28 protein-coding genes are annotated in these 25818 nt (G+C 66.0%); all 28 read right to left on the bottom strand.

What is annotated here, in order from left to right; translation table 11 throughout:
- Positions 1-155: 155 nt before the first annotated feature.
- A complete protein-coding gene (gene rplO, locus ACYVDG_RS07385; protein WP_460747648.1) occupies positions 156-620 on the bottom strand; it encodes a 50S ribosomal protein L15 in 465 nt (154 codons plus the stop codon).
- On the bottom strand, positions 617-802 hold the full coding sequence (gene rpmD / locus ACYVDG_RS07380) for a 50S ribosomal protein L30 (RefSeq protein WP_460747647.1): 186 nt from the start codon (positions 800-802) through the stop codon (positions 617-619). Before rpmD ends, rplO begins: the two co-directional genes overlap by 4 nt.
- A 2-nt stretch (positions 803-804) precedes the next feature.
- Entirely contained in the window at positions 805-1407 is a 603-nt protein-coding gene (gene rpsE / locus ACYVDG_RS07375; RefSeq protein ID WP_460747646.1) for a 30S ribosomal protein S5, read from the bottom strand.
- A 51-nt stretch (positions 1408-1458) separates the two neighbouring features.
- A complete protein-coding gene (gene rplR, locus ACYVDG_RS07370) occupies positions 1459-1839 on the bottom strand; it encodes a 50S ribosomal protein L18 (RefSeq protein ID WP_460747645.1) in 381 nt (126 codons plus the stop codon).
- A 2-nt stretch (positions 1840-1841) separates the two neighbouring features.
- The gene (gene rplF / locus ACYVDG_RS07365; RefSeq protein ID WP_460747644.1) at positions 1842-2378 is read right to left on the bottom strand and encodes a 50S ribosomal protein L6; all 537 of its coding nucleotides are present in this window, start codon (positions 2376-2378) and stop codon (positions 1842-1844) included.
- 18 nt (positions 2379-2396) lie between these two features.
- Entirely contained in the window at positions 2397-2795 is a 399-nt protein-coding gene (gene rpsH, locus ACYVDG_RS07360; RefSeq protein ID WP_460747643.1) for a 30S ribosomal protein S8, read from the bottom strand.
- Between the two features lie 266 nt (positions 2796-3061).
- Complete coding sequence (locus tag ACYVDG_RS07355) at positions 3062-3247, bottom strand: type Z 30S ribosomal protein S14 (protein WP_460747642.1); 186 nt, start codon at positions 3245-3247, stop codon at positions 3062-3064.
- A gap of 13 nt (positions 3248-3260) precedes the next feature.
- Positions 3261-3836 (bottom strand): 50S ribosomal protein L5, encoded by a 576-nt coding sequence (rplE, locus tag ACYVDG_RS07350; RefSeq protein ID WP_460747641.1) that lies wholly within the window; start codon positions 3834-3836, stop codon positions 3261-3263.
- Entirely contained in the window at positions 3836-4141 is a 306-nt protein-coding gene (gene rplX / locus ACYVDG_RS07345; protein WP_460747640.1) for a 50S ribosomal protein L24, read from the bottom strand. Before rplX ends, rplE begins: the two co-directional genes overlap by 1 nt.
- Positions 4142-4144: 3 nt before the next feature.
- Positions 4145-4513, bottom strand: a complete 369-nt coding sequence (gene rplN / locus ACYVDG_RS07340; protein ID WP_460747639.1) for a 50S ribosomal protein L14 — start codon at positions 4511-4513, stop codon at positions 4145-4147.
- Positions 4514-4617: 104 nt separating this feature from the next.
- Entirely contained in the window at positions 4618-4890 is a 273-nt protein-coding gene (gene rpsQ / locus ACYVDG_RS07335; protein ID WP_460747638.1) for a 30S ribosomal protein S17, read from the bottom strand.
- Positions 4887-5141, bottom strand: coding sequence for a 50S ribosomal protein L29 (rpmC, locus tag ACYVDG_RS07330; RefSeq protein WP_460747636.1), 255 nt, complete (start codon positions 5139-5141; stop codon positions 4887-4889). Before rpmC ends, rpsQ begins: the two co-directional genes overlap by 4 nt.
- Entirely contained in the window at positions 5141-5557 is a 417-nt protein-coding gene (gene rplP, locus ACYVDG_RS07325) for a 50S ribosomal protein L16 (RefSeq protein ID WP_460747635.1), read from the bottom strand. Before rplP ends, rpmC begins: the two co-directional genes overlap by 1 nt.
- 7 nt (positions 5558-5564) lie before the next feature.
- A complete protein-coding gene (gene rpsC, locus ACYVDG_RS07320; RefSeq protein ID WP_460747634.1) occupies positions 5565-6353 on the bottom strand; it encodes a 30S ribosomal protein S3 in 789 nt (262 codons plus the stop codon).
- Positions 6353-6721, bottom strand: a complete 369-nt coding sequence (gene rplV, locus ACYVDG_RS07315) for a 50S ribosomal protein L22 (protein WP_460747633.1) — start codon at positions 6719-6721, stop codon at positions 6353-6355. Before rplV ends, rpsC begins: the two co-directional genes overlap by 1 nt.
- A gap of 74 nt (positions 6722-6795) precedes the next feature.
- Positions 6796-7074 carry a 30S ribosomal protein S19 gene (rpsS, locus tag ACYVDG_RS07310; protein ID WP_460747631.1) on the bottom strand — a complete coding sequence of 93 codons (279 nt, stop codon included), beginning with the start codon at positions 7072-7074 and terminating at the stop codon, positions 6796-6798.
- A 12-nt stretch (positions 7075-7086) separates the two neighbouring features.
- Positions 7087-7926, bottom strand: coding sequence for a 50S ribosomal protein L2 (gene rplB, locus ACYVDG_RS07305; RefSeq protein WP_460747630.1), 840 nt, complete (start codon positions 7924-7926; stop codon positions 7087-7089).
- 58 nt (positions 7927-7984) lie between these two features.
- Positions 7985-8275, bottom strand: coding sequence for a 50S ribosomal protein L23 (rplW, locus tag ACYVDG_RS07300; RefSeq protein ID WP_460747627.1), 291 nt, complete (start codon positions 8273-8275; stop codon positions 7985-7987).
- Positions 8272-8943: a 50S ribosomal protein L4 gene (gene rplD, locus ACYVDG_RS07295; RefSeq protein ID WP_460747626.1), complete on the bottom strand. Its 672-nt coding sequence runs from the start codon at positions 8941-8943 to the stop codon at positions 8272-8274. The genes rplW and rplD overlap by 4 nt, the downstream gene beginning before the upstream one ends.
- Positions 8944-8946: 3 nt before the next feature.
- Positions 8947-9597, bottom strand: a complete 651-nt coding sequence (rplC, locus tag ACYVDG_RS07290) for a 50S ribosomal protein L3 (protein ID WP_460747625.1) — start codon at positions 9595-9597, stop codon at positions 8947-8949.
- Between the two features lie 12 nt (positions 9598-9609).
- A complete protein-coding gene (gene rpsJ / locus ACYVDG_RS07285) occupies positions 9610-9918 on the bottom strand; it encodes a 30S ribosomal protein S10 (protein ID WP_013156110.1) in 309 nt (102 codons plus the stop codon).
- 254 nt (positions 9919-10172) lie between these two features.
- Positions 10173-11366: an elongation factor Tu gene (gene tuf / locus ACYVDG_RS07280; RefSeq protein WP_460747624.1), complete on the bottom strand. Its 1194-nt coding sequence runs from the start codon at positions 11364-11366 to the stop codon at positions 10173-10175.
- Positions 11367-11449: 83 nt separating this feature from the next.
- The gene (fusA, locus tag ACYVDG_RS07275) at positions 11450-13564 is read right to left on the bottom strand and encodes an elongation factor G (protein ID WP_460747623.1); all 2115 of its coding nucleotides are present in this window, start codon (positions 13562-13564) and stop codon (positions 11450-11452) included.
- Positions 13565-13609: 45 nt separating this feature from the next.
- A complete protein-coding gene (rpsG, locus tag ACYVDG_RS07270) occupies positions 13610-14080 on the bottom strand; it encodes a 30S ribosomal protein S7 (protein ID WP_460747622.1) in 471 nt (156 codons plus the stop codon).
- Positions 14081-14082: 2 nt separating this feature from the next.
- Complete coding sequence (gene rpsL / locus ACYVDG_RS07265; RefSeq protein ID WP_014912437.1) at positions 14083-14454, bottom strand: 30S ribosomal protein S12; 372 nt, start codon at positions 14452-14454, stop codon at positions 14083-14085.
- 475 nt (positions 14455-14929) lie between these two features.
- Complete coding sequence (locus tag ACYVDG_RS07260; RefSeq protein ID WP_460747621.1) at positions 14930-17341, bottom strand: DNA polymerase III subunit gamma/tau domain-containing protein; 2412 nt, start codon at positions 17339-17341, stop codon at positions 14930-14932.
- A gap of 262 nt (positions 17342-17603) precedes the next feature.
- Positions 17604-21482, bottom strand: a complete 3879-nt coding sequence (locus ACYVDG_RS07255) for a DNA-directed RNA polymerase subunit beta' (RefSeq protein ID WP_460747620.1) — start codon at positions 21480-21482, stop codon at positions 17604-17606.
- A gap of 34 nt (positions 21483-21516) precedes the next feature.
- On the bottom strand, positions 21517-24984 hold the full coding sequence (rpoB, locus tag ACYVDG_RS07250) for a DNA-directed RNA polymerase subunit beta (protein ID WP_460747619.1): 3468 nt from the start codon (positions 24982-24984) through the stop codon (positions 21517-21519).
- Positions 24985-25818: the final 834 nt, after the last annotated feature.

The following is a 25818-nucleotide window of genomic DNA, read 5'->3' as shown; positions in this document are numbered from 1 at the left end:
GGAACTCAAACAGACGGCACTGTAACAGTGATCACTCGACGGGCGGGTTCGTGAGGCATAACGATCGACACTCACCAACACGTGAGGGCGCCCGCCAGCCGGTCCTTCAAAGACCTGCTGAGCGGACGCCCCCAGTATTCATCGTAGGGAGAACCCTACAGCTCGGTGACGGTGCCACCGGCGGCGGTGATCTTCTCCCGCGCGGAGCCGGAGAACGCGTTCGCGCTCACCTGCACGGCGACGGTGATCTCACCGGTGCCCAGCACCTTGACGAGCTGGTTCTTGCGAACCGCGCCCTTGGCGACCAGGCCCTCGACAGTGACCTCGCCACCCTCGGGGTAGAGCTCGCTCAGCTTGTCCAGGTTGACGACCTGGTAGTGCGTCTTGAACCGGGCGTTGCTGAAGCCCTTGAGCTTCGGGATCCGGCGGATGAGGGGCATCTGCCCACCCTCGAAGCCGGGACGCACGGTGTTACGAGCCTTCGTGCCCTTCATGCCGCGACCAGCGGTCTTACCCTTGGTAGCCTCGCCGCGGCCCTTGCGGGTCTTGGCCTTGTTGCTACCCGGAGCAGGACGCAGGTGGTGCAGCTTGAGCGGCTCGTCGGGGTTGTAGTCGCTCATTCTGCGACCTCCTCGACAGTGACGAGGTGCGAGACGATCGTGATCTGCCCGCGAACCTCAGGGCGGTCCTCGCGGACAGTGGACTTACCGATCCGGCCCAGGCCCAGCGACTGGAGAGTAGCGCGCTGCTTCTCAACGCCGCCGATCTTGGAACCGGTCTGCGTGATCTTGATCTTGGCCATGATCAGGCTCCTGCCTTCGCCTCAGAGCGAGCGCGCAGCATGGCAGCCGGGGCCACATCCTCGAGCGGGAGGCCGCGGCGGGCCGCGATCTCCTCAGGCTGGTTGAGGCCCTTGAGCGCCGCCACCGTGGCGTGCACGATGTTCAGCGGGTTGGACGAGCCGAGCGACTTGCTCAGGACGTCGTGAATGCCGGCGCACTCCAGGACGGCGCGCACGGGACCACCGGCGATCACACCGGTACCCGGGGCTGCCGGACGCAGCAGGACGACGCCCGCGGCTTCCTCACCCTGGACTCGGTGCGTGATCGTGCCCTGGATGCGGGGGACGCGGAAGAAGTTCTTCTTCGCCTCCTCGACACCCTTGGCGATCGCGGACGGAACTTCCTTGGCCTTGCCGTAACCGACACCGACCATGCCGTTGCCGTCGCCGACGACGACGAGAGCCGTGAAGGAGAAGCGACGGCCGCCCTTGACGACCTTCGCGACCCGGTTGATGGTCACGACCTTCTCAATGTAGGAGACACCCTTGTCTGCGGCGCCGCCGCGGCGATCGTCACGGCGATCACGCCGCTCGCCACCGGCGCCGCGCCGCGGTGCTGCAGCCATCAGTGATTCCTCTTCTCGTGCTTGTTCTTGGCCAGTACTGAGGTCATCGAACTAGAACTCCAGCCCACCCTCGCGCGCCGCATCGGCGAGCTTGGCAATACGACCGGCGTAACGGTTACCACCACGGTCGAAGACGACCGCGGAGATACCGGCGTCCTTCGCGCGCTGCGCGACGAGCTCACCGACCTTGACGGACTTGTCGGACTTGGTGCCATCGGCACCACGCACGTCCGCCTCGACAGTGGAGGCGGCGACCAGGGTGTGACCCTTGGTGTCGTCAATGACCTGCGCGACGATGTGCTTGGAGGAGCGGAACACGGCCAGACGCGGACGCTCGCTCGTGCCCACGACCTTCTTACGGACGCGGAACTGCCGACGCTTGCGCGAGGTGGTGGCCTTCGCGGTGCGCTTACGGCTCACGGTGATGCCCATGCCTACTTACCAGCCTTTCCGGCCTTGCGGCGGATGTGCTCACCCTTGTACCGCACGCCCTTGGCCTTGTACGGGTCAGGCTTGCGCAGACCGCGGATGTTCGCGGCGACCTGGCCCACCAGCTGCTTGTCGATGCCCTCGACGTGGAGGATCGTCGGCTTCTCCACGCGGAACGTGATGCCCTCCGGGGGCTCCACGACGACCGGGTGGCTGTAGCCCAGCGAGAACTCCAGGTTCGCGCCGCGGGCCTGGACGCGGTAACCCACACCGTGGATCTCCAGCGTCTTGGTGTAGCCCTTGGAGACACCCTCGACGAGGTTGGCGATCAGCGCACGGCTCAGACCGTGCAGCGACCGGTTCTCCGGCTTGTCATCGGGACGTGCCACCGTGAGGATCCCGTCCTCGAAGGAGGCGGTGATCGGCTCGGTAATCGTGTGCTTCAGGTCGCCCTTCGGCCCCTTGACAGTGACGTCTTGCCCGTTAATCGTGACTTCGACGCCCTTGGGGACCGAGAGCGGCAGTCGACCGATTCGCGACATGCTTTTCGTCTCTCCCTATTACCAGACGTAAGCGAGGACTTCGCCGCCCACGCCACGCTTCTTGGCCTGCTTGTCTGTCATCAGGCCACCGGACGTCGAAATGATCGCCACACCGAGGCCACCCAGCACGCGCGGGAGGTTCTCCTTCTTGGCGTACACCCGGAGACCGGGCTTGGAGACCCGTCGGATGCCCGCGATCGAACGCTCACGGGTGGGGCCGTACTTCAGGTCGAGGACGAGGCTCTGGCCCACAGGGGCCTCCTCGGTCCGCCAACCCTCGATGAACCCCTCCTGCTGGAGGATCTCGGCGATGTGCGCCTTGATCTTGGAATACGGCATCGTCACGGTGTCGTGGAACGCCGAATTCGCGTTACGCAGACGCGTCAGCATGTCTGCGATCGGGTCGGTCATCGTCATGGCCGACTGGCCCTTCCTCACCGCGGTTTCCGAGTGCGGGCCTTCCCAGAGCCTGCGTACCTCGGGGTTACCCCCGGGCACTGCACAAACGGACCTACAGCGTGGTCGTGGGCACCGCGGTCCCTCGCGGGACTGCCGTGCCCTGTTGAATGGATGTCGCGGGCCCGTGTACCGCCTTTGCCGGTCACGGACACTGCGTTAAGCCACCAGACGGTGGCAGTTCGGGGGGCCGATCGCGCTGTGCGCCTGATCGGCCCCACCGGAAACTACCAGCTCGACTTGGTGATACCGGGCAGCTCGCCGCGGTGCGCCATGTCACGGAAGCAGATACGGCACAGGCCGAACTTCCGGAAGACGGCGCGCGAACGGCCGCACCGAGAGCATCGAGTATACGCGCGAACGCCGAACTTCGGCTTCCGCTGCGACTTGGCAATCAGGGACTTCTTCGCCATCTGTGGTTACCCCTCAGGCTTCCTTGAACGGGAAACCGAGCCGCTTGAGCAGGCTGCGGCCCTGGTCGTCGGTGGTGGCCGTGGTGACAACCGTGATGTCCATCCCACGCTGCCGGTCGACCTTGTCCGGGTCCACCTCGTGGAACATGACCTGCTCGGTCAGGCCGAAGGTGTAGTTGCCGTTCCCGTCGAACTGCTTCGGGGAAAGGCCACGGAAGTCCCGGATCCGGGGCAGAGCCAGGGAGAGCAGCCGGTCGGCGAACTCCCACATGCGGTCGCCGCGCAGCGTAACGCTGGCGCCGATCGGCATGCCCTCGCGCAGCTTGAACTGCGCGATGGAGTTCTTCGCCCGGTTGACCTTGGGCTTCTGGCCGGTGATCGCCGTGAGATCGGCGATCGCGCCCTGGATCAGCTTCGCGTCACGAGCCGCCTCGCCCACGCCCATGTTGATCACGATCTTCGTCAGACCGGGGATCTGCATGACGTTGGCGATGTCGAACTCGTCCTTGAGTCCCGCAGCGATCTCGTTGCGGTACTTCTCCTTGAGCCGCGGCATCGGAGGTGCGGTGATGTCGTTGGTAACCGTCATCAGATGTCCTTACCGGTGCGGCGGGAGACCCGAACCTTGGTTCCGTCTTCCTCGAAGCGGTAGCCGACCCGGGATGCCTTGCCGTCCTCCGCGAGCGCAACATTGCTCACGTGGATGGGGGCCTCCTTGGTAACGACCTCGCCCTGCTGGCCGCCCGCCGGGTTGGCCTTCCTGTGCTTCTTGACCAGGTTGACGCCCTCGACGACGACACGGTCTTCCTTCGGCATGGCCTTAACGACCTTGCCGGTGGCACCCTTGTCCTTGCCGGCGAGAACGATGACCTCGTCGCCAGATTTGATCTTCATCGCTTAGAGCACCTCCGGCGCCAGCGAAATGATGCGCATGTACTTCTTGTCACGCAGCTCACGGCCGACCGGGCCGAAGATGCGGGTGCCTCGCGGGTCCCCACCGTCCTTGATGAGCACGGCAGCGTTCTCATCGAAGCGGATGTAGGAGCCGTCGGGCCGGCGGCGCTCCTTAGCGGTGCGCACGATAACGGCCTTGACGACGTCGCCCTTCTTGACTCCAGCGCCAGGCAGGGCGTCCTTCACCGTGGCGACAATGGTGTCACCAACCCCGGCGTAGCGCCGACCCGAGCCACCGAGAACACGGATGGTAAGGATCTCCTTGGCACCCGTGTTGTCGGCGACCTTGAGTCGCGACTCCTGCTGAATCACGTCTGCTCCTGATGTGATGCGTGCGGTCCACTGCCGCACGGCTAGGTGGTCTCACCCCTCGCGTCGGCGGCCGACAACCCGTGTCGGCCGCCAACAGGCCGGGGTTACTTAGCCTTCTCCAGGATCTCCACGACGCGCCAACGCTTCGTCGCGGAGAGCGGCCGGGTCTCCATCATGCTGACCCGGTCGCCGACACCAGCGGAGTTCGCCTCGTCGTGCGCCTTGTACTTGGTCGTCCGACGGATGACCTTGCCGTACAGAGCGTGCTTGACGCGGTCCTCAACCTCGACAACGACGGTCTTGTCCATCTTGTCGCTGACGACGTAGCCCTCACGCGTCTTGCGGTAGTTGCGCGCTGCGGTCTGGTTCTCACTCATTCGGCTGCTTCCTTCGTCTCCTCAGCCGACTCACCAGACAGCGGGACGATGCCCAGCTCGTGCTCGCGCATGACCGTGTAGATCCGCGCGATCTCGCGCTTGACAGTGCGCAGACGGCTGTGGTTGTCGAGCTGGCCGGTGGCGGCCTGGAAGCGGAGGTTGAAGAGCTCTTCCTTGGCTTCCTTGAGCTTCGTGACCAAGTCCTCGAGGGACTGGTCGCGCAGCTCGTGGGCAGTCACGGACTTCGCCACTACTCCCACACCTCCCGCTTAACAAACTTGCACTTCATCGGGAGCTTGTGCATCGCACGGCGCAGGGCCTCCTTGGCCACGGCCTCGGGCACGCCCGACAGCTCGAACATCACACGCCCGGGCTTCACCGGCGCGACCCACCACTCGGGCGAACCCTTACCGGAACCCATGCGGACCTCGGCGGGCTTCTTCGTCAGCGGGCGGTCCGGGAAGATGTTGATCCACACCTTGCCGCCACGCTTGATGTGACGCGTCATGGCGATACGAGCGGACTCGATCTGCCGGTTCGTCACGTACGCCGACTCGAGAGCCTGGATGCCGTACTCACCGAAGTTGACGGTCGTGCCGCCCTTGGCCTTGCCACGCAGGTCCGGGTGGTGCTGCTTGCGGTACTTAACCTTGCGAGGAATAAGCACTGGTCAGTCAGCTCCCCTCGGTCTTCGGGGCCTCGGCCGAAGCACCGGCCTTGGCCTCAGTGTTGGAGCCGCCAGCGGCGCCACCGCGGCGACGACGCTGCGGGCGCTCACGGCGCTGACCGCCACCGGCGGTGCGCTGAGCGGCCTGGGCAGCCTCGCGCTCGGCGCGGGTCACCGGGGCGTCACCCTTGTAGATCCACACCTTCACGCCGATGCGGCCGAACGTCGTACGGGCCTCGAAGAAGCCGTAGTCGATGTCGGCGCGCAGCGTGTGCAGCGGGACGCGACCCTCGCGGTAGAACTCCGAGCGGGACATCTCAGCCCCGCCCAGACGGCCACCGCACTGGATACGGATGCCCTTGGCTCCGCCCTTCATGGCGCTCTGCATGGCCTTGCGCATCGCGCGGCGGAAGGCCACGCGGCTGCTCAGCTGCTCAGCGACGCCCTGGGCGACGAGCTGCGCGTCGATCTCCGGGTTCTTGACCTCGAAGACGTTCAGCTGCACCTGCTTGCCGGTCAGCTTCTCCAGGTCCGTACGGATCCGGTCGGCCTCAACGCCGCGGCGGCCGATGACGATGCCCGGCCGGGCGGTGTAGACGTCCACGCGGACACGGTCACGGGTGCGCTCGATCTCGACCTTGGAGATGCCCGCGCGCTCCATGCCACGGGTCAGCATCCGACGGATCGCGACGTCTTCCTTGACGTAGTCCTTGTAGGACTTGTCGGCGTACCACCGGCTCTTGAAGTCAGTGCTGATGCCGAGACGGAACCCGTGCGGGTTTACCTTCTGCCCCACTATCGGGTCCTTTCCTTCGTCTTGGACGAGGCGCCCGAGTTCTCAGCGACGACCACGGTGATGTGGCTCGTGCGCTTCGTGACCCGGAAAGCCCGGCCGAAGCCTCGCGGACGAATGCGCTTCAGGGTCGGACCCTCGTCCACCCAGACGCGCTCGACCACCAGAGTCTCGCGGTCCAGCTTGTCGTTGTGCTCAGCGTTGGCCATGGCGCTAGCCAGAACCTTGCCAACGGGCTCGCTCGCCGACTGGGGAGCGAACCGGAGCACCGCCTGTGCCTCGTCAGCGGGCAACCCGCGAATAAGGTCCGCCACCCGGCGAGCCTTCCGGGGCGTAACGCGGACGAACCGCGCCTGTGCCCTCGTTCCCATCGCTTTTCCCTCGCTCACGGAAATTCATCTCCACTCACCGTGGAGAAAGTGGTTCTTAACAACTGCTGCAACCGCTAACGGCGGCTACGGCGGTCTTCCTTGACGTGGCTGCGGAAAGTACGCGTGGGAGCGAACTCACCGAGCTTGTGGCCGACCATCGACTCCGACACGAACACCGGAACGTGCTTGCGGCCGTCGTGGACGGCGATCGTGTGACCGATCATCTCCGGGACGATCATGGATCGCCGGGACCACGTCTTGATGACGTTCTTGGTCTTCTTCTCGTTCTGGACTTCCACCTTCTTGATGAGGTGGTCGTCGACGAAGGGACCCTTCTTAAGGCTACGTGGCATCAGACGTGCTCCTTACCGCTTCTTCTTACCGCTACGCCGACGCCGCACGATCAGCTTGTTGCTGGCCTTCTTCTTGCTCCGGGTCCGGCCTTCCTTCTGACCCCAAGGGCTCACCGGGTGACGGCCACCGGAGCTCTTACCCTCACCACCACCGTGCGGGTGGTCGATGGGGTTCATCACGACACCGCGGACGGTCGGGCGCTTGCCCTTCCACCGGGAGCGGCCGGCCTTGCCCCAGCGGATGTTGGACTGCTCGGCGTTGCCGACCTGACCAACCGTTGCGCGGCAGGAGATCTCGACCATGCGCATCTCACCGGAGGGCATACGCAGCGTGGCGTAACGGCCTTCCTTGGCGAGGAGCTGGATCTGCGACCCGGCGGAACGGCCCAGCTTGGCGCCACCGCCCGGCTTCAGCTCGACCGCGTGCACGAACGTACCCGTGGGGATGTTGCGCAGCGGGAGGCAGTTGCCCGGCTTGATGTCGGACTGGGACCCGTTCTCGACCCGGTCACCCTGCTTGAGGCCGGCGGGCGCCAGAATGTAGCGCTTCTCACCGTCCAAGTAGTGCAGCAGGGCGATGCGGGCGGTGCGGTTGGGGTCGTACTCGATGTGAGCAACCTTGGCCGGCACGCCGTCCTTGTCGTGACGACGGAAGTCGATCACGCGGTAGGCGCGCTTGTGGCCACCACCCTGGTGACGGGTGGTGATCCGGCCGTGGCCGTTACGACCGCCCTTGGAGTGAAGCGGACGGACCAGGGACTTCTCCGGCTCCGAGCGCGTGATCTCGACAAAGTCGCTCACGCTGGAGCCGCGACGACCCGGCGTCGTCGGCTTGTGCTTACGAATGCCCATCTTCTTCGCGCATTCCTTTACGTATTGCTTGACGTGTAGCGGTCAGACCCGGAAAAGGTCAGACACCGAAGATGTCGATCCGCTGGCCGTCGGCCACGCTGACAATCGCTCGCTTGGTGTCGGGACGCTTCCCGAAGCCGAAACGGGTCCGCTTACGCTTACCCTTCCGGTTGATCGTGTTCACGTTCGTGACCTTCACCTCGAAGATCTTCTCGATCGCGATCTTGATCTGGGTCTTGTTGGCTTCGGGCCGGACGATGAACGTGTACTTGTTCTCGTCCATGAGCCCGTAGCTCTTCTCGGAGATCACCGGCTCGACGATGATGTCGCGGTGGTCAGCGATCCTCACTGGTCGTCCTCCTCGGACTCAGCGGCCTTAGAGGTACCAGCCGCGTGGGCCAGGAACTCGGCGTAGCCCGCCTCGGTGAAGACCACGTCGTCCGAGTACAGGACGTCGTAGGTGTTCACCTGGTCCGCGTCGAGGATGTGCACCTCTTCGAGGTTCCGCAGGGCGCGCCGGTTGTGCTCGTCCTCGCGGGCCAGGACGACGAGAACCTTGTCGGACTCGGTCACCTGGCGCAGCGCCTTCAGAGCGGTCTGCGTGAACTTGCCGTCCGCGTCCTCGGCCACGAAGTGGCTGACGACGTGGATGCGGCCGTGGTTGGCCCGGTCGGAGAGGGCTCCGCGCAGGGCGGCGGCCTTCATCTTCTTCGGGGTCCGCTGGGAGTAGTCACGCGGCTGGGGACCGTGAACGGTGCCACCACCGGTGTACTGCGGGGCGCGGATCGAGCCCTGACGGGCGCGACCGGTCCCCTTCTGGCGGTAGGGCTTCTTGCCACCGCCGCGGACTTCGCCGCGGGTCTTGGTGGCGTGGGTGCCCTGCCGGCCAGCTGCCAGCTGGCCGTTCACGACCTGGTGGATCAGCGGAATGCTGACCTGCTGGGCGAAGACGGTCTCGGGGAGCTCCACGCTGCCCTTGGAGCCGCCTTCAGGGTTCTTGACCTCGATCTGGGCCATGACTTACTTGTCCCCCTTCACAGCGGTGCGGACGAGCACCAGACCGCCGTTGGGACCGGGCACAGCACCCTTGACCAGGATGATGCCCTTCTCCGAGTCCACGGAGTGGACGGTCAGGTTCTGGATGGTCTTGCGCACGTTGCCCATGCGCCCGGCCATCCTCATGCCCTTGAAAACGCGGCCGGGCGTCGCGCAACCGCCGATGGCGCCCGGGGTGCGGTGCGTCTTGTGCGTACCGTGCGAAGCGGACATACCACTGAAACCGTGGCGCTTCATCACACCGGCGAAGCCCTTGCCCTTGCTCTTGCCCGTGACGTCGACTTTCTGGCCGTCCTCGAACGAGGCCGCGTCGACTTCCTGACCGAGCTGGTACTCAGAGGCGTCAGTGGTGCGCACCTCGACGTAGTGGCGGCGCGGGGTCAGGTCGTTCGCGCGCAGGTAGTCGCCGAGAGGCTTGTTGACCTTACGCGGGTTGATCTGCCCGTAGCCGAGCTGGATGGCGGAGTAGCCATCGGAGTCCGGAGTCCGGATGCGGCTCACGACGCACGGACCGGCCTTCAGGACGGTGACGGGAACCATCTTGCCCGCGTCGTCGAAGACCTGGGTCATGCCGAGCTTTTCGCCCAGAACTCCCTTGATCTGCTTGGTGGCCATGTCTGTGCGTCCTTAAAGCTTGATCTCGATGTCAACGCCGGCCGGGAGGTCGAGCCGCATAAGCGAGTCGACCGTCTTCGGCGTGGGGTCGATGATGTCGATCAGCCGCTTGTGGGTGCGCATCTCGAAGTGCTCGCGCGAATCCTTGTACTTGTGCGGCGATCGGATGACGCAGTAAACGTTTTTCTCCGTCGGCAGCGGCACCGGGCCCGCGACCTGTGCGCCAGTTCGCGTCACAGTCTCAACGATCTTGCGCGCCGAGCTGTCGATGACCTCGTGGTCATAGGCCTTTAGCCGAATGCGGATCTTCTGTCCCGCCATGTGGCCTGTTCGTCCTTCGCTTCAGTGTCCGTAACGGTGAGCTGTCCCGGTCACAGACGCCCAGGCCCGTCGGCGAATCCGCCGGCGTGTTGGCCGTGAGCCCCTATTTCCTTGAGAAACCGCAACAGGGCTTGCCCCTGCGGTGCGTCACCGTCACAGAGCCCGATGACGTCTTTTCGGTGTGGTGGGCGGGCCGCCGTGAAGCGGCCCACCCACCACGTCGGGGCGGCTCTGGTGCCACCCCAACGTGTGTGCTACTTGAGGATCTTCGTGACGCGACCCGCGCCCACGGTCCGGCCACCCTCACGGATGGCGAACTTGAGGCCCTCTTCCATCGCGACCGGCTGGATCAGGTTGACGGTCATCGCGGTGGAGTCACCGGGCATGACCATCTCCGTGCCCTCCGGCAGCGTCACGACGCCGGTGACGTCAGTGGTGCGGAAGTAGAACTGCGGACGGTAGTTGTTGAAGAAGGGCGTGTGCCGGCCACCCTCGTCCTTGGACAGGATGACGACCTGGCCCTCGAAGTCGGTGTGCGGGGTGGTCGTGCCGGGCTTGATCACGACCTGGCCGCGCTCGACGTCCTCGCGCTTGATGCCGCGCAGGAGCAGACCGACGTTGTCGCCAGCCTGACCGTTGTCGAGCAGCTTGCGGAACATCTCAACACCGGTGACGGTGGTGGTCTGCTTGTCTTCCTTGATGCCGACGATGTCAACGGTCTCGCTGACGTTGACGACGCCGCGCTCGATGCGACCGGTGACGACGGTGCCGCGACCGGTGATCGAGAAGACGTCCTCGATCGGCATGAGGAAGGGCTTGTCGGTGTCGCGCTCCGGCTCCGGAATGAAGGAGTCGACGGTGCCCATGAGCTCGAGGATGGCGTTCTTCCAGGTCTCCTCGCCCTCGAGCGCCTTCAGCGCCGAGACCTTGGTGACCGGGACGTCGTCGCCGGGGAACTCGTACTCGCTGAGCAGCTCACGGACCTCGAGCTCGACGAGCTCGAAGATCTCGTCGTCGTCCACCATGTCGGCCTTGTTCAGGGCGACGACGATGGCGGGGACGCCGACCTGGCGGGCCAGGAGCACGTGCTCCTTGGTCTGCGGCATCGGGCCGTCGGTGGCGGCCACGACCAGGATCGCGCCGTCCATCTGCGCGGCACCGGTGATCATGTTCTTGACATAGTCAGCGTGGCCGGGGCAGTCGACGTGAGCGTAGTGGCGCTCCTGCGTCTGGTACTCGACGTGAGCCACGGAGATGGTGATACCGCGCTCGCGCTCCTCAGGAGCGTTGTCGATGTCCTCAAACGGGGTGAACGGGTTCAGCTCCGGGTACGCGTCGTGCAGCACCTTGGTGATGGCCGCGGTCAGCGTGGTCTTGCCGTGGTCAATGTGACCGATGGTGCCGATGTTGACGTGCGGCTTAGTCCGCTCGAACTTTTCCTTCGCCACTGGAAGTCTCCTAGACGTACAGAACTATTTGACTGTGGTGTAACCCCGCAGACGCGGGGCACAGCCTGGTTACGTGTTCGCGACTACTCGCCGCGAACCTTCGCCACAATTTCTTGGGCGACAGCGGACGGAACCTCCGCGTAGGAGTCGAACACCATCGAGTAGTTGGCTCGACCCTGCGTACGGCTGCGCAGGTCACCCACGTAGCCGAACATTTCCGAGAGGGGCACCTGGGCCTTGACGAGGCGGACGCCGGAACGCTCGTCCATGGACTGAATCTGTCCACGGCGGGAGTTCAGGTCACCGATCACATCGCCCATGTACTCCTCGGGCGTGGTGACCTCGACGGCCATGACCGGCTCGAGCAGCGCAGGCTTGGCGAGCTTGACGGCCTCCTTGAAGGCCATCGAACCAGCGGTCTTGAACGCCATCTCGGAGGAGTCGACCTCGTGGTACTGACCGTCCTGCAGCGTCACCTTGATACCGACGAGCGGGTAGTGCGCGAGCACACCCAGCTCCGCGGCCTCCTGGCAGCCGGCGTCCACGGACGGGATGTACTCCCGCGGGATACGGCCACCGGTAACCGCGTTGACGAACTCGTAACCGGAGGCGTCGCTGCCCTCGTCCGCGACAAGCGGCTCGAGGTCGATCTTGACCTTGGCGAACTGGCCCGAACCACCGGTCTGCTTCTTGTGGGTGAAGACGTGGCCTTCAACCTTCTTGCGAACGGTCTCGCGGTAGGCCACCTGGGGCTTACCGATGTTGGCCTCGACCTTGAACTCGTCGCGCATGCGGTTGACGAGCACCTCGAGGTGCAGCTCACCCATGCCGGAGATCACGGTCTGCCCGGTCTGCTCGTCCGAAGCCACCTGGAAGGAGGGGTCCTCGTCGGCCAGACGCTGGATCGCGATGCCCAGCTTCTCCTGGTCGCTCTTGGTCTTCGGCTCGATGGCCACCTCGATGACCGGAGCCGGGAACGTCATGGACTCCAGGACGATCGGCGAGCTCTGCTCGCAGAGCGTCTCACCGGTCGTGGTGTCCTTCAGACCCATGACGGCGACGATGTCGCCCGCGCCGGCCTCGGCGATCTCCTCACGCTTGTTCGAGTGCATGCGGTAGATCTTGCCGATGCGCTCCTTGCGGCCCTTCAGGCTGTTGAGCACCTGGGTACCGGTGGTGAGAACACCCGAGTAGATGCGCACGTAGGTCAGCTTGCCCAGGTGCGGGTCGCTCATGATCTTGAAGACCAGGGCGGACATCGGCTCGTCGATGCTCGGCTTGCGCTCGAGCTTGGTCTCCTCGGACTCGTCCTTGGGGTCGTGGCCTTCGATGGCGTCGACGTCCTGGGGCGAGGGAAGGTAGGCGATGACCGCGTCGAGCAGGGGCTGCACGCCCTTGTTCTTGAACGCGGTGCCGCAGACCACCGGAACAGCGGTGCCGGCGATGGTGGCGCGACGAATCGCCGTGACGAGCTGCTCCTCGGTGGGCTCCTGGCCCTCGAGGTACAGCTCCATGATCTCGTCGTCGGCCTCGGCCAGCGTCTCGATGAACTGGTCGCGAGCCTCGCGAGCGGCGTCCACGTGGGTCTCGGGGATGTCGATCGTCTCGTACATCTCGCCGAGCTTGGCCTCGTCGTTCCAGACGTAGGCCTGCATCTTCACGAGGTCGATGACGCCCTTGAAGTCGCTCTCGGCACCGATGTTCAGCTGGATCGGCATGACGTTGGCGCCGAGGCGCTCACGGAACATGTCGACACAGCGCTGGAACTCGGCGCCGATCTTGTCCATCTTGTTGACGAAGCAGATCCGCGGGACCTTGTAACGGTCGGCCTGACGCCAGACCTGCTCCGACTGGGGCTCGACGCCTTCCTTGGCGTCGAACACGGCGACGGCACCGTCGAGCACGCGCAGCGACCGCTCGACCTCGACCGTGAAGTCGACGTGGCCGGGCGTGTCGATGATGTTGATCGTGTGGTCGTCCCAGTGGGTGGTGGTAGCAGCCGAGGTAATGGTGATACCCCGCTCCTGCTCCTCCTTCATCCAGTCCATCGTGGCGGCGCCGTCGTGGACCTCACCCACCTTGTGGGTGACACCGGTGTAGTAGAGGATCCGCTCGGTCGTCGTCGTCTTGCCCGCGTCGATGTGGGCCATGATGCCGATGTTGCGGACCTTGGCCAGGTCAAGCAAAGTCTTAGCCATGAGGCTCGTCTTCCCTAGGTCTCAAGGAATCGATTCGCCGCGGGGTTACCAGCGGTAGTGGGCGAAGGCCTTGTTCGACTCGGCCATCTTGTGCGTGTCCTCACGCTTCTTGACAGCCGCGCCCAGACCGTTGCTGGCGTCGACCAGCTCGTTCATCAGTCGCTCGGTCATGGTCTTCTCACGACGCTTGCGCGAGTAAGAGACCAGCCAGCGCAGGGCCAGCGTGGTGGACCGGGAGGCGCGAACCTCGACCGGCACCTGGTAGGTCGCGCCACCGACACGGCGGCTGCGGACCTCCAGCGCGGGCTTGACGTTGTCCAGGCCTCGCTTGAGAACAACGAGCGGGTCCTGACCGGTCTTCTCCCGGGCGCCTTCCAGGGCGTCGTAGACGACGCTCTGAGCGATGGAGCGCTTGCCGTCGAGGAGCACCTTGTTGATCAGTGCGGTGACGAGCGGCGAGCCGTAAACCGGGTCGGTGATGAGCTGGCGCTTCGGCGCCGGGCCCTTGCGCGGCATGCTTACTTCTCCTTCTTGGCGCCGTAGTGGCTACGGGCCTGCTTGCGGCCCCGGACACCCTGGGTGTCGAGCGAGCCGCGGACAATTCGGTAGCGGACACCCGGCAGGTCCTTGACACGACCGCCGCGCACCAGCACGATGCTGTGCTCCTGGAGGTTGTGACCAATGCCGGGGATGTAGGCCGTGACCTCGATGCCGCTGCTCAGCTTGACGCGAGCGACCTTACGCAGAGCGGAGTTCGGCTTCTTCGGCGTAGTGGTGTAGACACGCGTGCACACACCACGACGCTGCGGACTCCCCTTCAGCGCCGGGGTCTTGTTCTTTGCGACCTTGTCCTGTCGGCCCTTGCGGACCAGCTGCTGGATGGTGGGCACCGCGTCTCCGTCTTCCTCGTGACCTACGCCGGTTCTCGTAGCCGATATCGCTATTGACCTGCTGAATTTCCCGAACCTCCCCGGCCCCCGGGGTCGGGCGTGTCGCACTCGTTCCCACGCATGGTGGATGGATGCACACCCGACCGAACGGCCGATTCACAGGAGGGGGTTCACATGCGCCGCGCGCCTTGCGTCCGTCCTGACAGAGGTCCGGGGCGCCGCACACGCACGTGTGACCCGTCGACTCACGGGCACAATCACACAGGCTACCGCTAACCGAACAAGCGGTCAAAACGGTGTGCGACATGGCGAGAACAAGCGGAACCGGATCTCGCGTAACCGTGGGTCAGAACCAGTCTACGCGCTTCCGGACTCGTTTCGCCCCAAGTTTTCCGCCGAGGGGCGGTTGAGGGGCCGGTAATGCCTAAACGGCCGCTCCCAGAGGACAGATTATCCCCCAGAAGCGGCCGAGACGCTACAGCGCGAGCAGAATCGCGACCGAAATCACGGTCACGACGATGCCGACGACCGAGAAGACGGTGCCCGTGGTGATCAGACCGAGGCCGTCCAGTGTGCCCCGCGACTCACCGATCGCCTTCTTGGCCTTGGGGCCGGTGACGAACAGCGCCAGGAGCGCCGTGATCACGCCGACGCCCGGGATCAGCGACGCCACACCCAGCCACAGGGTGACATTGGCTCCGGGCTCGGTGTCCGCCAGGTAGTCGATGCTGTCGTAACCGGGGTAGGCGTCGCCCACGTCCCCGCCCAGGGGGCTGTCGTCGAAACCCGGGAAGTCCTCGACTGCCCGGTCCCGGCGCCGCTTGGCGGGCCGGGGCTGTTCCGTCATCCCGTAGTCGGCCGGTGTGAAGCCGTCGTCGTACTCCGACTCCGGCGCCTCCGCCTCGAACGAGGGCTCCCCGGGCTCCGCAGCGTCCCAGTCCGGCTGGGGCTCGAAGGCGGGCTCCGGTTGCCTCATTCCGTAGGACGGCACCGATCCGAGGTCGGAAGGGACACCGGGTGCGATGCTGCTCCGGCCCTCCGCGGGTGCGCCGAGCTCGTCGTAGGCCGGTTCGCCGTAAGGCTGCTGCCCGTGGGCTGCTCCACCGTAGGACGGTTCACCATAGGAGGACTGACCGTAGGACGGCTCGTCGTAAGCCGTCCTCCCGTAGCCGGGATCACCCCGGTCATGGACGCCATAGCCCAACTCGTCCTGGGCACGGTCGTCCGGGCCCAGTTCATCGTAGGTACGTTCGTCCCGGCCCAGCTCGTCGTAGGCCTGATCGCTCTCCTGGCCCCACCCGTGCTGCGGCTCTTCGGACCAGGACGAACCGACGGTCCCGTAGCCCTCGGGCTCTCGGGCCTCGCGCGGTGCGAGGGGGTCCTCCTCGGGGGCCGGTGCCGGGAACATCCGGGTGTCTCCCCGCGGCTCGGGCTGCCAGGAGTCGTCAGCGGCGGCGGGAGCCTCACCCCAGGGGCGCTCGTCCCACGCGGGCTCGGCAGAGCGTGCCTCGTCCCAGGGGCGCTCGTCCCACGCGGGCTCGGCAGAGCGTGCCTCGTCCCAGGGGCGCTCGTCCCACGCGGGCTCGGCAGAGCGTGCCTCGTCCCAGGGGCGCTCGTCCCACGCGGGCTCGGCAGAGGGCGCCTCACCCCACGGCTTCTCCCACCGGGGCGGCTCCTCGCCCCACGCGGGCTCGGGGACGGGCTCGTCACCGGTGTCCCGGACCTCCTTGGCCTTCGCGCGCGACTGCATGTCGGCGATGGCAGCCAAGGGGTCGGTGGAGGTCGCCACGGCGGCGGACAGCTCACCCGTGTCGGGGCCGTCGTCGGTCTCCGCCGGGGGCTCAGCGGTGTCCTCGGCCGGTGCGGAACCCCAGTCGGCGAACGAGGGAACCTCCGGAGCCGACTCCTTGCGGCGCCGCTCCGCGTCGCGGACGACGTCCGGCAGGCGCGGGTCGTTGCGGTCGAAGGCCCACGTGTTGCCGCTGCCGCTACCGATCCCGCCCTCGTCGGAGGGCACGGCCGCGAAGGACGGCGGTGAAAGCTCGTCGTCGTAGCGGTCCCCGCCGTAGGACGGGGTACGGGTCGGCTCGGTCCATTGCGGGGCCGACGATTCAGCCCAGGGTTCCGTGGTTCCGGCACCCTTCCAGGCGCCTCCGCTCTCCCAGTCGTCCCCTTGGTCCGGCGCCGGCGACCAGCTGTCCAGGCCACTCGTGTCCTGCCGTTCGCGCGGCTGCTCCTGGTCGGGCCGGGGTGCCCACGAGTCGGACTGTCGTTCCCACGGTCCCACGGTGTCGGTGGCAGCGTCGGCCCACGGCTGCTCGCTTTCCGGCTCCTCCGGAGGCAGTGGAACCCGTGCGCTCGCAGCGATACCCGGGTAACCGCCGGTCGGGGCGTACCCCTCGGGCTCCACCGGTTCCGAGGGCTCCTCGGCCTGGACCGGTTCAGGGAACCCCTCCGGCTCGGAGACCCCCTCCGGTGCGGGGAAGCCCTCCGGCTCGGAGACCCCCTCCGGTGCGGGGAAGCCCTCCGGCTCGGAGACCCCCTCCGGTGCGGGGAAGCCCTCCGGCTCGGAGACCCCCTCCGATGCGGAGAAGCCCTCCGGCTCGGGGAACCCCAGCGGGTCCGGCTCCCCGGGGACCCGCGTCACCGGCTTGTAGGCCTCGCTACCTGCGCCCGGGTACGAGATCGCACCCGGGACGAACGGGGCTTGGGCGTCACTCGGTGGCGCAGGAGGCGTGGTGGGCGGCCCGCCCAACGCCTCCGGATAGGGCTCCACCATGGCCGGCCGCGAGGCACTCAGCCCCGAGTAACCCCCGCTGTCGGGGAAGACCGCGCCACCGGACGGCGCTCCGCCCTGCTCCGAGCCCTCGCCGTCCTCCTGTTCCATGGGGTCCTGATACTCCGACTGCGTGCGGAAACGGTTCTCACTGGGCTTGAACCACGAATCCGCGTCCTCCTCGGACCTCCGGTTGCCCGGCGCTCCGCCCCCGTTTTCAGTCACTTGCCTGCTCTCCCGCCGGCGCCGTAGCGCCCTCTCCCCGTTCACACAGCAGTGTACGAACCGACAACGACGAAACGGCGGCGGGGCCACCCCCGGTGTGGGGGTGGCTGACCGCCGCCGTCAGATCAGCCAACGTACAGGTTGACGCTTACCGGTTGTACGGCCCGAAGTCGTACTCCTCCAGCGGGACGGCTTCGCCGGACCCCTGACCGAAGGTGTACTCGCTGGGCTCTTCGTAACCGGAGACCGAGTACATCGAGGCCTTGGCCTCCTCGGTCGGCTCCACCCGGACGTTGCGGTACTGCGGAATACCCGTACCGGCCGGGATGAGCTTACCGATGATGACGTTCTCCTTCAGGCCGAGCAGCGGGTCGCTCTTGCCGTGGATCGCGTTCTCGGTGAGCACCCGGGTGGTCTCCTGGAAGGAGGCCGCCGACAGCCAGGACTCCGTGGCCAGCGAGGCCTTGGTGATACCCAGCAGCACCGGACGTCCGGCGGCCGGCTGGCCGCCTTCGGACACGACGCGTCGGTTGATCCGCTCGAACTTGGGCCGCTCGACCATCTCGCCGGGCAGCAGCTCGGTGTCACCCGACTCCAGGATGTTCACCCGCTTGAGCATCTGGCGGACGATGATCTCGATGTGCTTGTCGTGGATGGACACACCCTGCGACTTGTACACCTCCTGGACCTCCGACACGAGGTGCTGCTGCACCGCGCGCGGGCCCTGGATGCGCAGAACCTCGTGCGGGTTGATCGCACCCTGGATGAGCTGCTGGCCGACCTTGACGTGGTCGCCGTCGCTCACCAGGAGCTGCGCACGCATCGGCACCGGGTAGCCGATCTCGTCCGTGCCGTCGTCCGGGATGACGACGATCTTGCGGCTCTTCTCCGTGTCGTCGACCCGGATCCGGCCCTCCATCTCGGAGATCGGAGCCACACCCTTGGGGATGCGGGCCTCGAAGAGCTCCTGGACACGGGGCAGACCGTGCGTGATGTCCTGACCGGCCGAACCACCCATGTGGAACGTACGCATGGTCAGCTGGGTACCGGGCTCACCGATGGACTGGGCCGCGATGATACCGATCGCCTCACCGACATCCACCGGCTTACCGGTCGCCATGGAGCGGCCGTAGCAGGTGGTGCAGACACCGATCTTCGCCTCACAGGTCAGCGACGAGCGGATACGCACGCGGGTGAGCCCGTGAGCGACCAGCTTGTCGATGTTCTGCTCGGAGGTGTCGCTGAGCGCCGGCAGGACGAGCTTGCCGTCCGAGTCCAGCGTGTCCTCGGCGATGGTCCGGCCGAAACCGGTGTTCTCGACGTTGTGCTTGCGCACGATGACACCGGCGGCGTTCTTCTCACCGATCTCGTGCCAGAGCGAGCGGTCGGTGCCGCAGTCGATCTCCCGGACGATGACGTCCTGCGCGACGTCCACCAGACGACGGGTCAGGTAACCCGAGTCAGCGGTACGCAGGGCGGTGTCGGCCAGACCCTTGCGCTGACCGTGCGTGGAGATGAAGTACTCCAGCACGGACAGGCCCTCGCGGTAGGAGGACTTGATCGGGCGCGGGATGGTCTCACCCTTGGTGTTGGAGACCAGACCGCGGATACCCGCGATCTGACGCACCTGCATCGGGTTACCACGCGCACCGGACTGGACCATCATCCACACCGGGTTGTCGGCGGGGAAGTTGTCCTCCATGTTCTGGGCGACCTCGCCCGTGGCCTGGGTCCAGACCTCGGTGAGCTCCTGACGGCGCTCGTCGTCGGTGATCAGACCGCGGTCGTACTCGCGCTGGATCTTGTCCGCCTTGCGCTCGTACCCGCCGAGGATCTCGGCCTTGCGCGGCGGCGCGACGACGTCCTCGATACCGATGGTCAGACCGGACCGGGTGGCCCAGCGGTAACCCGCGTCCTTCAGGGCGTCCAGGGTCGTGGCGACCTGGACCTTGGCGTAGTTCTCGGCGAGGTCGTTGACCAGCGTCGAGATCTGCTTCTTGCCCACCTGGAAGTTGACGTACGGGTAGTCGACCGGGGTGGCCTCGTTGAAGAGGTACCGACCCAGGGTGGTCTCCAGCACGTAGACGTCGCCCTGCTCCCAGCCCTCCGGCGGCGTCCAGTCCTTCGGCGCGGGAGCACCGTCGGCGATACGCAGCTGGATCCGGGCCTGCAGGTCCAGGTCTCCCAGGTCGTAGGCCATGATGGCCTCGGCCGGGGAGCGGAACGCGCGACCCTCGCCGACCGCTCCGGTCTTCTCCGTCGTCAGGTAGTACAGGCCGATGATCATGTCCTGGGTGGGCATGGTCACGGGCTTGCCGTCGGACGGCTTGAGGATGTTGTTGGTGGCCAGCATCAGCAGCCGCGCCTCGGCCTGGGCCTCGGCCGACAGCGGCAGGTGCACGGCCATCTGGTCACCGTCGAAGTCCGCGTTGAACGCGGTGCACACGAGCGGGTGGATCTGGATGGCCTTGCCCTCGACCAGCTGCGGCTCGAAGGCCTGGATGCCCAGGCGGTGCAGCGTCGGCGCACGGTTCAGCAGAACCGGGTGCTCGGTGATGACCTCTTCGAGGACGTCCCACACGACCGGACGGGACCGCTCCACCATGCGCTTGGCGCTCTTGATGTTCTGCGCGTGGTTCAAGTCGACCAGGCGCTTCATCACGAACGGCTTGAAGAGCTCCAGGGCCATCTGCTTAGGCAGACCGCACTGGTGCAGCTTCAGCTGCGGACCGACGACGATGACCGAACGGCCGGAGTAGTCGACGCGCTTACCGAGCAGGTTCTGACGGAAACGGCCCTGCTTGCCCTTGAGCATGTCGGACAGCGACTTGAGCGGACGGTTACCGGGACCGGTGACCGGGCGGCCGCGGCGGCCGTTGTCGAACAGCGCGTCGACGGCCTCCTGCAGCATCCGCTTCTCGTTGTTGACGATGATCTCGGGGGCACCGAGGTCGAGCAGCCGCTTGAGGCGGTTGTTCCGGTTGATGACGCGGCGGTACAGGTCGTTGAGGTCGGAGGTTGCGAAGCGGCCACCGTCCAGCTGCACCATCGGACGCAGGTCCGGCGGAATGACCGGGATGCAGTCCAGCACCATGCCCATGGGGCTGTTGGTGGTGTTGAGGAACGCCGAGACGACCTTGAGCCGCTTCAGGGCGCGGGCCTTCTTCTGGCCCTTGCCCGTGCGGATGGTCTCCCGGAGCTTCTCCGCCTCAGCGTCCAGCTCGAAGTTGGACAGGCGGTCCTGGATGGCCTGAGCGCCCATGCCGCCGCGGAAGTACTTCCCGAAACGGTCCCGCATCTCGCGGTAGAGCATCTCGTCGCCCTCGAGGTCCTGGACCTTGAGGTTCTTGAACCGGCTCCAGACCTCGTCGAGGCGGTCGATCTCACGCTGGGCGCGGTCGCGCAGCTGGCGCATCTCGCGCTCAGCACCCTCGCGCACCTTGCGGCGAGCGTCGCCCTTGGCGCCCTGCTCCTCGAGCTCAGCCAGGTCGGCCTCGAGCTTGCGGTGGCGCTCCTCGATGGTGGAGTCTCGGCGCTGCTCCAGGTGCTGCTTCTCGACCGAGATCCGGGCCTCGAGCGACTGAAGGTCGCGCTCACGGGCATCGGTGTCCACCCACGTGACCATGTAGGCGGCGAAGTAGATGATCTTCTCGAGATCCTTCGGCGCCAGGTCCAGCAGGTAGCCCAGGCGAGACGGCACACCCTTGAAGTACCAGATGTGCGTCACCGGAGCGGCCAGCTCGATGTGGCCCATCCGCTCACGGCGCACCTTGGCGCGGGTCACCTCGACGCCGCAGCGCTCACAGATGATGCCCTTGAAGCGGACGCGCTTGTACTTACCGCAGTAGCACTCCCAGTCCCGGGTCGGACCGAAGATCTTCTCGCAGAAGAGACCGTCCTTCTCGGGCTTGAGGGTGCGGTAGTTGATGGTTTCGGGCTTCTTGACCTCGCCGTGCGACCACTGGCGGATGTCGTCGGCCGTGGCGAGACCGATGCGCAGCTCGTCGAAGAAGTTGACGTCGAGCACTTAATTCGTCCCCTGCTCTCGAAGAATGCGGAAGTTAGACCTCTTCGACACTGCTCGGCTCCCGCCGACCCAGGTCGATTCCCAGTTCTTCCGCCGCGCGGAAGACGTCCTCGTCGCTGTCCCGCATCTCGATGGACATACCGTCACTGGACAGCACCTCCACGTTCAGACAGAGCGACTGCATCTCCTTGATGAGCACCTTGAAGGATTCAGGGATGCCCGGCTCGGGGATGTTCTCGCCCTTGACGATGGCCTCGTAGACCTTGACGCGACCCACCACGTCGTCGGACTTGATGGTGAGCAGCTCCTGGAGCGCGTAGGCGGCACCGTAGGCCTCCAGCGCCCAGACCTCCATCTCACCGAAGCGCTGACCGCCGAACTGCGCCTTACCGCCCAGCGGCTGCTGGGTGATCATGGAGTACGGGCCGGTGGAGCGCGCGTGGATCTTGTCGTCCACCAGGTGGTGGAGCTTCAGGATGTACTTGTAGCCGACGGAGATCGGCTCAGCGAAGGGCTCACCGGTGCGGCCGTCGAACAGGAGGGCCTTGCCGTCGTTGTTGATGAGGCGGTTGCCGTCCTTGTTCGGGCGGACCGACTTGATGAGGCCGCTGAGCTCGTCGCCGTGCAAGCCGTCGAAGACCGGCGTGGCCACACGGGAGTTCGGATCGACCTCGGCCGCCCCGATCTCGTGCAGCGACTTCTGCCAGGCCTCCTCCATGCCCTCGACCAACCAGCCGTTCTTGGCCAGCCACCCGAGGTGGACCTCCAGTACCTGGCCGACGTTCATGCGGCCGGGCACACCCAGCGGGTTGAGGATGATGTCGACCGGGGTGCCGTCCTCCAGGAAGGGCATGTCCTCCTGGGGCAGGATCTTCGCGATGACGCCCTTGTTGCCGTGGCGGCCGGCGAGCTTGTCACCATCGGTGATCTTGCGCTTCTGGGCGACGTAGACGCGGACCATCTCGTTGACGCCCGGGGCGAGCTCGTCACCGTCCTCGCGGCTGAACACGCGCACGCCGATGACCTTGCCGGTCTCGCCGTGCGGCACCTTCAGGGAGGTGTCGCGGACCTCGCGGGCCTTCTCACCGAAGATGGCACGCAGCAGGCGCTCCTCCGGGGTCAGCTCGGTCTCACCCTTGGGCGTGACCTTGCCGACGAGGATGTCGCCGTCGACGACCTCGGCACCGATGCGGATGATGCCCCGGTCGTCGAGGTCGGCCAGGACCTCATCGCTGACGTTGGGGATCTCGCGGGTGATCTCTTCCGGGCCCAGCTTGGTGTCACGGGCGTCGACCTCGTGCTCCTCGATGTGGATCGAGGAGAGGACGTCGTCCTGCACCAGGCGCTGGGAGAGGATGATCGCGTCCTCGTAGTTGTGCCCTTCCCAGGACATGTACGCCACGAGGAGGTTCTTGCCCAGCGACATCTCGCCCTGGTCCGTGGACGGGCCGTCGGCGAGGACCTGCTTGGCCTCGACGCGCTGGCCATCGGTCACGATGGGGCGCTGGTTGAAGCAGGTGCCCTGGTTGGAGCGCTGGAACTTGCCCATGCGGTACGTCTTGCGCGAGCCGTCGTCGGCCATCACGGTGACGAAGTCGGCGGTGACGTCCTCGACGACGCCCGCCTTCTCCGCGACGATGACCTCGCCGGCGTCGGTCGCGGCGCGGTACTCCATACCGGTGCCGACGAACGGCGACTCGGCGCGGAGCAGCGGCACGGCCTGGCGCTGCATGTTGGAGCCCATGAGCGCGCGGTTGGCGTCGTCGTGCTCGAGGAACGGGATCATGGCGGTGGCGACCGACACCATCTGGCGCGGCGACACGTCCATGTAGTCGACCTCGTCGGTGCTGACCTGCTCGAACTCGCCACCCTTACGGCGGACGAGCACGCCGCGCTCGGCGAAGGTGCCGTCCGGGTTCATCGGCGTGTTGGCCTGAGCGATGACGTAGAGGTCCTCTTCGTCAGCGGTCAGGTAGTAGACCTCGTCGGAGATGCGACCGTCGATCACCTTGCGGTACGGGGTCTCCACGAAACCGAAGGAGTTCACGCGGCCGTAGGCTGCGAGCGAGCCGATCAGACCGATGTTCGGGCCCTCAGGCGTCTCGATCGGGCACATGCGGCCGTAGTGGGACGGGTGGACGTCTCGGACCTCGAAGCCGGCGCGCTCACGGGACAGACCGCCCGGACCCAGGGCGGAGAGGCGCCGCTTGTGGGTCAGACCCGCGAGCGGGTTGGTCTGGTCCATGAACTGGGACAGCTGCGAGGTGCCGAAGAACTCCTTGATGGAGGCCACGACAGGACGGATGTTGATCAGGGTCTGCGGCGTGATGGCCTCGACGTCCTGGGTGGTCATCCGCTCGCGGACGACACGCTCCATCCGGGCCAGGCCCAGGCGGACCTGGTTCTGGATGAGCTCGCCGACGGTACGGAGACGACGGTTGCCGAAGTGGTCGATGTCGTCGGTCTCGATCGGGCGCGGACCGAGGGCGGTCTCCTTCTCGACCTCACCCGCGTGCAGGCGCACGAGGTAGTCGATCGTGGAGACGATGTCCTCTTCGGTCTGCGTGCCCTGGGTGTAGTCGGTGTCCAGACCAAGCTTCTTGTTGATCTTGTACCGGCCGACCTTGGCCAGGTCGTAGCGCTTGGGGTTGAAGTAGAGGTTCTCCAGCAGCGCCTGGGCCGACTCCTTCGTGGGCGGCTCACCCGGACGCAGCTTGCGGTAGATGTCCAGCAGCGCGTCGTCGGTACCCGCGGTGGGGTCCTTCTCCAGGGTGTTGCGGATCGACTCGTACTGGCCGAAGCGCTCCAGGATCTGGTCGGTGGTCCAGCCAAGCGCCTTGAGCAGGACGGTGACGCCCTGCTTGCGCTTGCGGTCGATGCGGACGCCGACGAAGTCGCGCTTGTCGACCTCGAACTCCAGCCAGGCGCCGCGAGACGGGATGACCTTGCAGCCGAACAGGTCCTTGTCCGAGGTCTTGTCGACGGACTTGTCGAAGTACACGCCCGGGGACCGGACCAGCTGGGACACGACAACGCGCTCGGTGCCGTTGATGATGAAGGTGCCCTTGACGGTCATGAGCGGGAAGTCGCCCATGAATACCGTCTGGCTCTTGATCTCACCGGTGTCGTTGTTGATGAACTCCGCCGTGACGAACATCGGGGCGGAGTAGGTCATGTCCTTGTCCTTGCACTCCTCCTCGGAGTACTTGGGCGGCTCGAACCGATGGTCGCGGAACGACAGCGACATCGTGCCCGAGAAGTCCTCGATCGGACTGATCTCCTCGAAGATCTCTTCGAGACCGGACTGCTCCGGAACGTCCTTGCGGCCAGCATTGCGGGCCGTCTCGACCCGGGTCTTCCACGCGTCGTTGCCAAGCAGCCAGTCGAACGACTCGGTCTGCAGGGCCAGAAGGTTGGGAACCTCGAGGGGCTCCTGGATACGGGCGAAAGAAACGCGGTGCGGACCAAGGGCGTTAGCGGAGGCGTTGCGCGAGGCTGCCAACAGGGGTCCTTCCGAAGGCTTGTGGCGGTTGAAGCGCGCACGCCAGACGATCCGTCACGAGAAGGACCGCCGCAACGCGGTTGAGACGGTCACATCGAGCGGGAACGGGCTTTCCGGATCCAGAATTTGGGATGGCGGAAGCCGTACCCCAGCACAGGGATCACCAAAGGGCAGCGCAAAAGAGCAGTGTAGCCGAACACCACACCGCTGTCCACCCACGGTCCACAGCGCCACTCACGACACCGGCAGGATCACCCCTCGAGGGCGATCCGTCAAGCCCGCATCCCCGGGGGAAGGCCCTGGACCATCAGGGTGAAACAGCGCGCCTGCCCTGGCCCCACGGGGGATGTGAGCCAACGGACACCCGGAGAGGTTCCCCCGCCCAAGGCGGGTAAACACTCGACCCGGGCACCGTCAAGATTCCCGGGACGGGAGATTATCGCGTCCCAGGGACAGTTCGCACACGGGAGACCCGGCGTTGCGCCCTCGAACCGCCTCAGCTTCGCACATCACCCAGCTCGCAGCAGGTCAGACACGGCATCGTTCACGACATACGGGACGCAGGACCGCACCACCCTGAGACGTTCGGGCACCGAATCCAGTCCGGAACCTCGGGGTTCGCGACCGACCGAATCCCGGCACCACCCGGGTATCCCCGCAACCCGGCCGGTCCCGGACACGGGGACCGGGACACAGGCCCGTAGGGCAATCGGGTAGGCGGGTCGGGTCGCCCGACCCGCCTCCCACACCACCGGACATGCGAACCACGCATCCGGCGGTTCGTCAAGCTGATCTCAACCGCTGCCAGGACGGCTTCAACATCCGCAGACCAAG

The organism is Nocardiopsis oceani (assembly GCF_054777395.1).
Note: the sequence above shows the minus strand (reverse complement) of the source record. Positions and strands in the feature narration are given on the sequence as shown.

Excerpts from the sequence above, each read along its gene's own strand:
- rplO (WP_460747648.1), bottom strand. The coding sequence starts at position 620 with ATGAGCGACTACAACCCCGACGAGCCGCTCAAGCTGCACCACCTGCGT.
- rpmD (WP_460747647.1), bottom strand. The coding sequence starts at position 802 with ATGGCCAAGATCAAGATCACGCAGACCGGTTCCAAGATCGGCGGCGTT.
- rpsE (WP_460747646.1), bottom strand. The coding sequence starts at position 1,407 with ATGGCTGCAGCACCGCGGCGCGGCGCCGGTGGCGAGCGGCGTGATCGC.
- rplR (WP_460747645.1), bottom strand. The coding sequence starts at position 1,839 with ATGGGCATCACCGTGAGCCGTAAGCGCACCGCGAAGGCCACCACCTCG.
- rplF (WP_460747644.1), bottom strand. The coding sequence starts at position 2,378 with ATGTCGCGAATCGGTCGACTGCCGCTCTCGGTCCCCAAGGGCGTCGAA.
- rpsH (WP_460747643.1), bottom strand. The coding sequence starts at position 2,795 with ATGACGATGACCGACCCGATCGCAGACATGCTGACGCGTCTGCGTAAC.
- ACYVDG_RS07355 (WP_460747642.1), bottom strand. The coding sequence starts at position 3,247 with ATGGCGAAGAAGTCCCTGATTGCCAAGTCGCAGCGGAAGCCGAAGTTC.
- rplE (WP_460747641.1), bottom strand. The coding sequence starts at position 3,836 with ATGACGGTTACCAACGACATCACCGCACCTCCGATGCCGCGGCTCAAG.
- rplX (WP_460747640.1), bottom strand. The coding sequence starts at position 4,141 with ATGAAGATCAAATCTGGCGACGAGGTCATCGTTCTCGCCGGCAAGGAC.
- rpsQ (WP_460747638.1), bottom strand. The coding sequence starts at position 4,890 with ATGAGTGAGAACCAGACCGCAGCGCGCAACTACCGCAAGACGCGTGAG.
- rplV (WP_460747633.1), bottom strand. The coding sequence starts at position 6,721 with ATGGGAACGAGGGCACAGGCGCGGTTCGTCCGCGTTACGCCCCGGAAG.
- rpsS (WP_460747631.1), bottom strand. The coding sequence starts at position 7,074 with ATGCCACGTAGCCTTAAGAAGGGTCCCTTCGTCGACGACCACCTCATC.
- rplB (WP_460747630.1), bottom strand. The coding sequence starts at position 7,926 with ATGGGCATTCGTAAGCACAAGCCGACGACGCCGGGTCGTCGCGGCTCC.
- rplD (WP_460747626.1), bottom strand. The coding sequence starts at position 8,943 with ATGGCCCAGATCGAGGTCAAGAACCCTGAAGGCGGCTCCAAGGGCAGC.
- rplC (WP_460747625.1), bottom strand. The coding sequence starts at position 9,597 with ATGGCCACCAAGCAGATCAAGGGAGTTCTGGGCGAAAAGCTCGGCATG.
- rpsJ (WP_013156110.1), bottom strand. The coding sequence starts at position 9,918 with ATGGCGGGACAGAAGATCCGCATTCGGCTAAAGGCCTATGACCACGAG.
- fusA (WP_460747623.1), bottom strand. The coding sequence starts at position 13,564 with ATGGCTAAGACTTTGCTTGACCTGGCCAAGGTCCGCAACATCGGCATC.
- rpsG (WP_460747622.1), bottom strand. The coding sequence starts at position 14,080 with ATGCCGCGCAAGGGCCCGGCGCCGAAGCGCCAGCTCATCACCGACCCG.
- ACYVDG_RS07260 (WP_460747621.1), bottom strand. The coding sequence starts at position 17,341 with ATGGAACAGGAGGACGGCGAGGGCTCGGAGCAGGGCGGAGCGCCGTCC.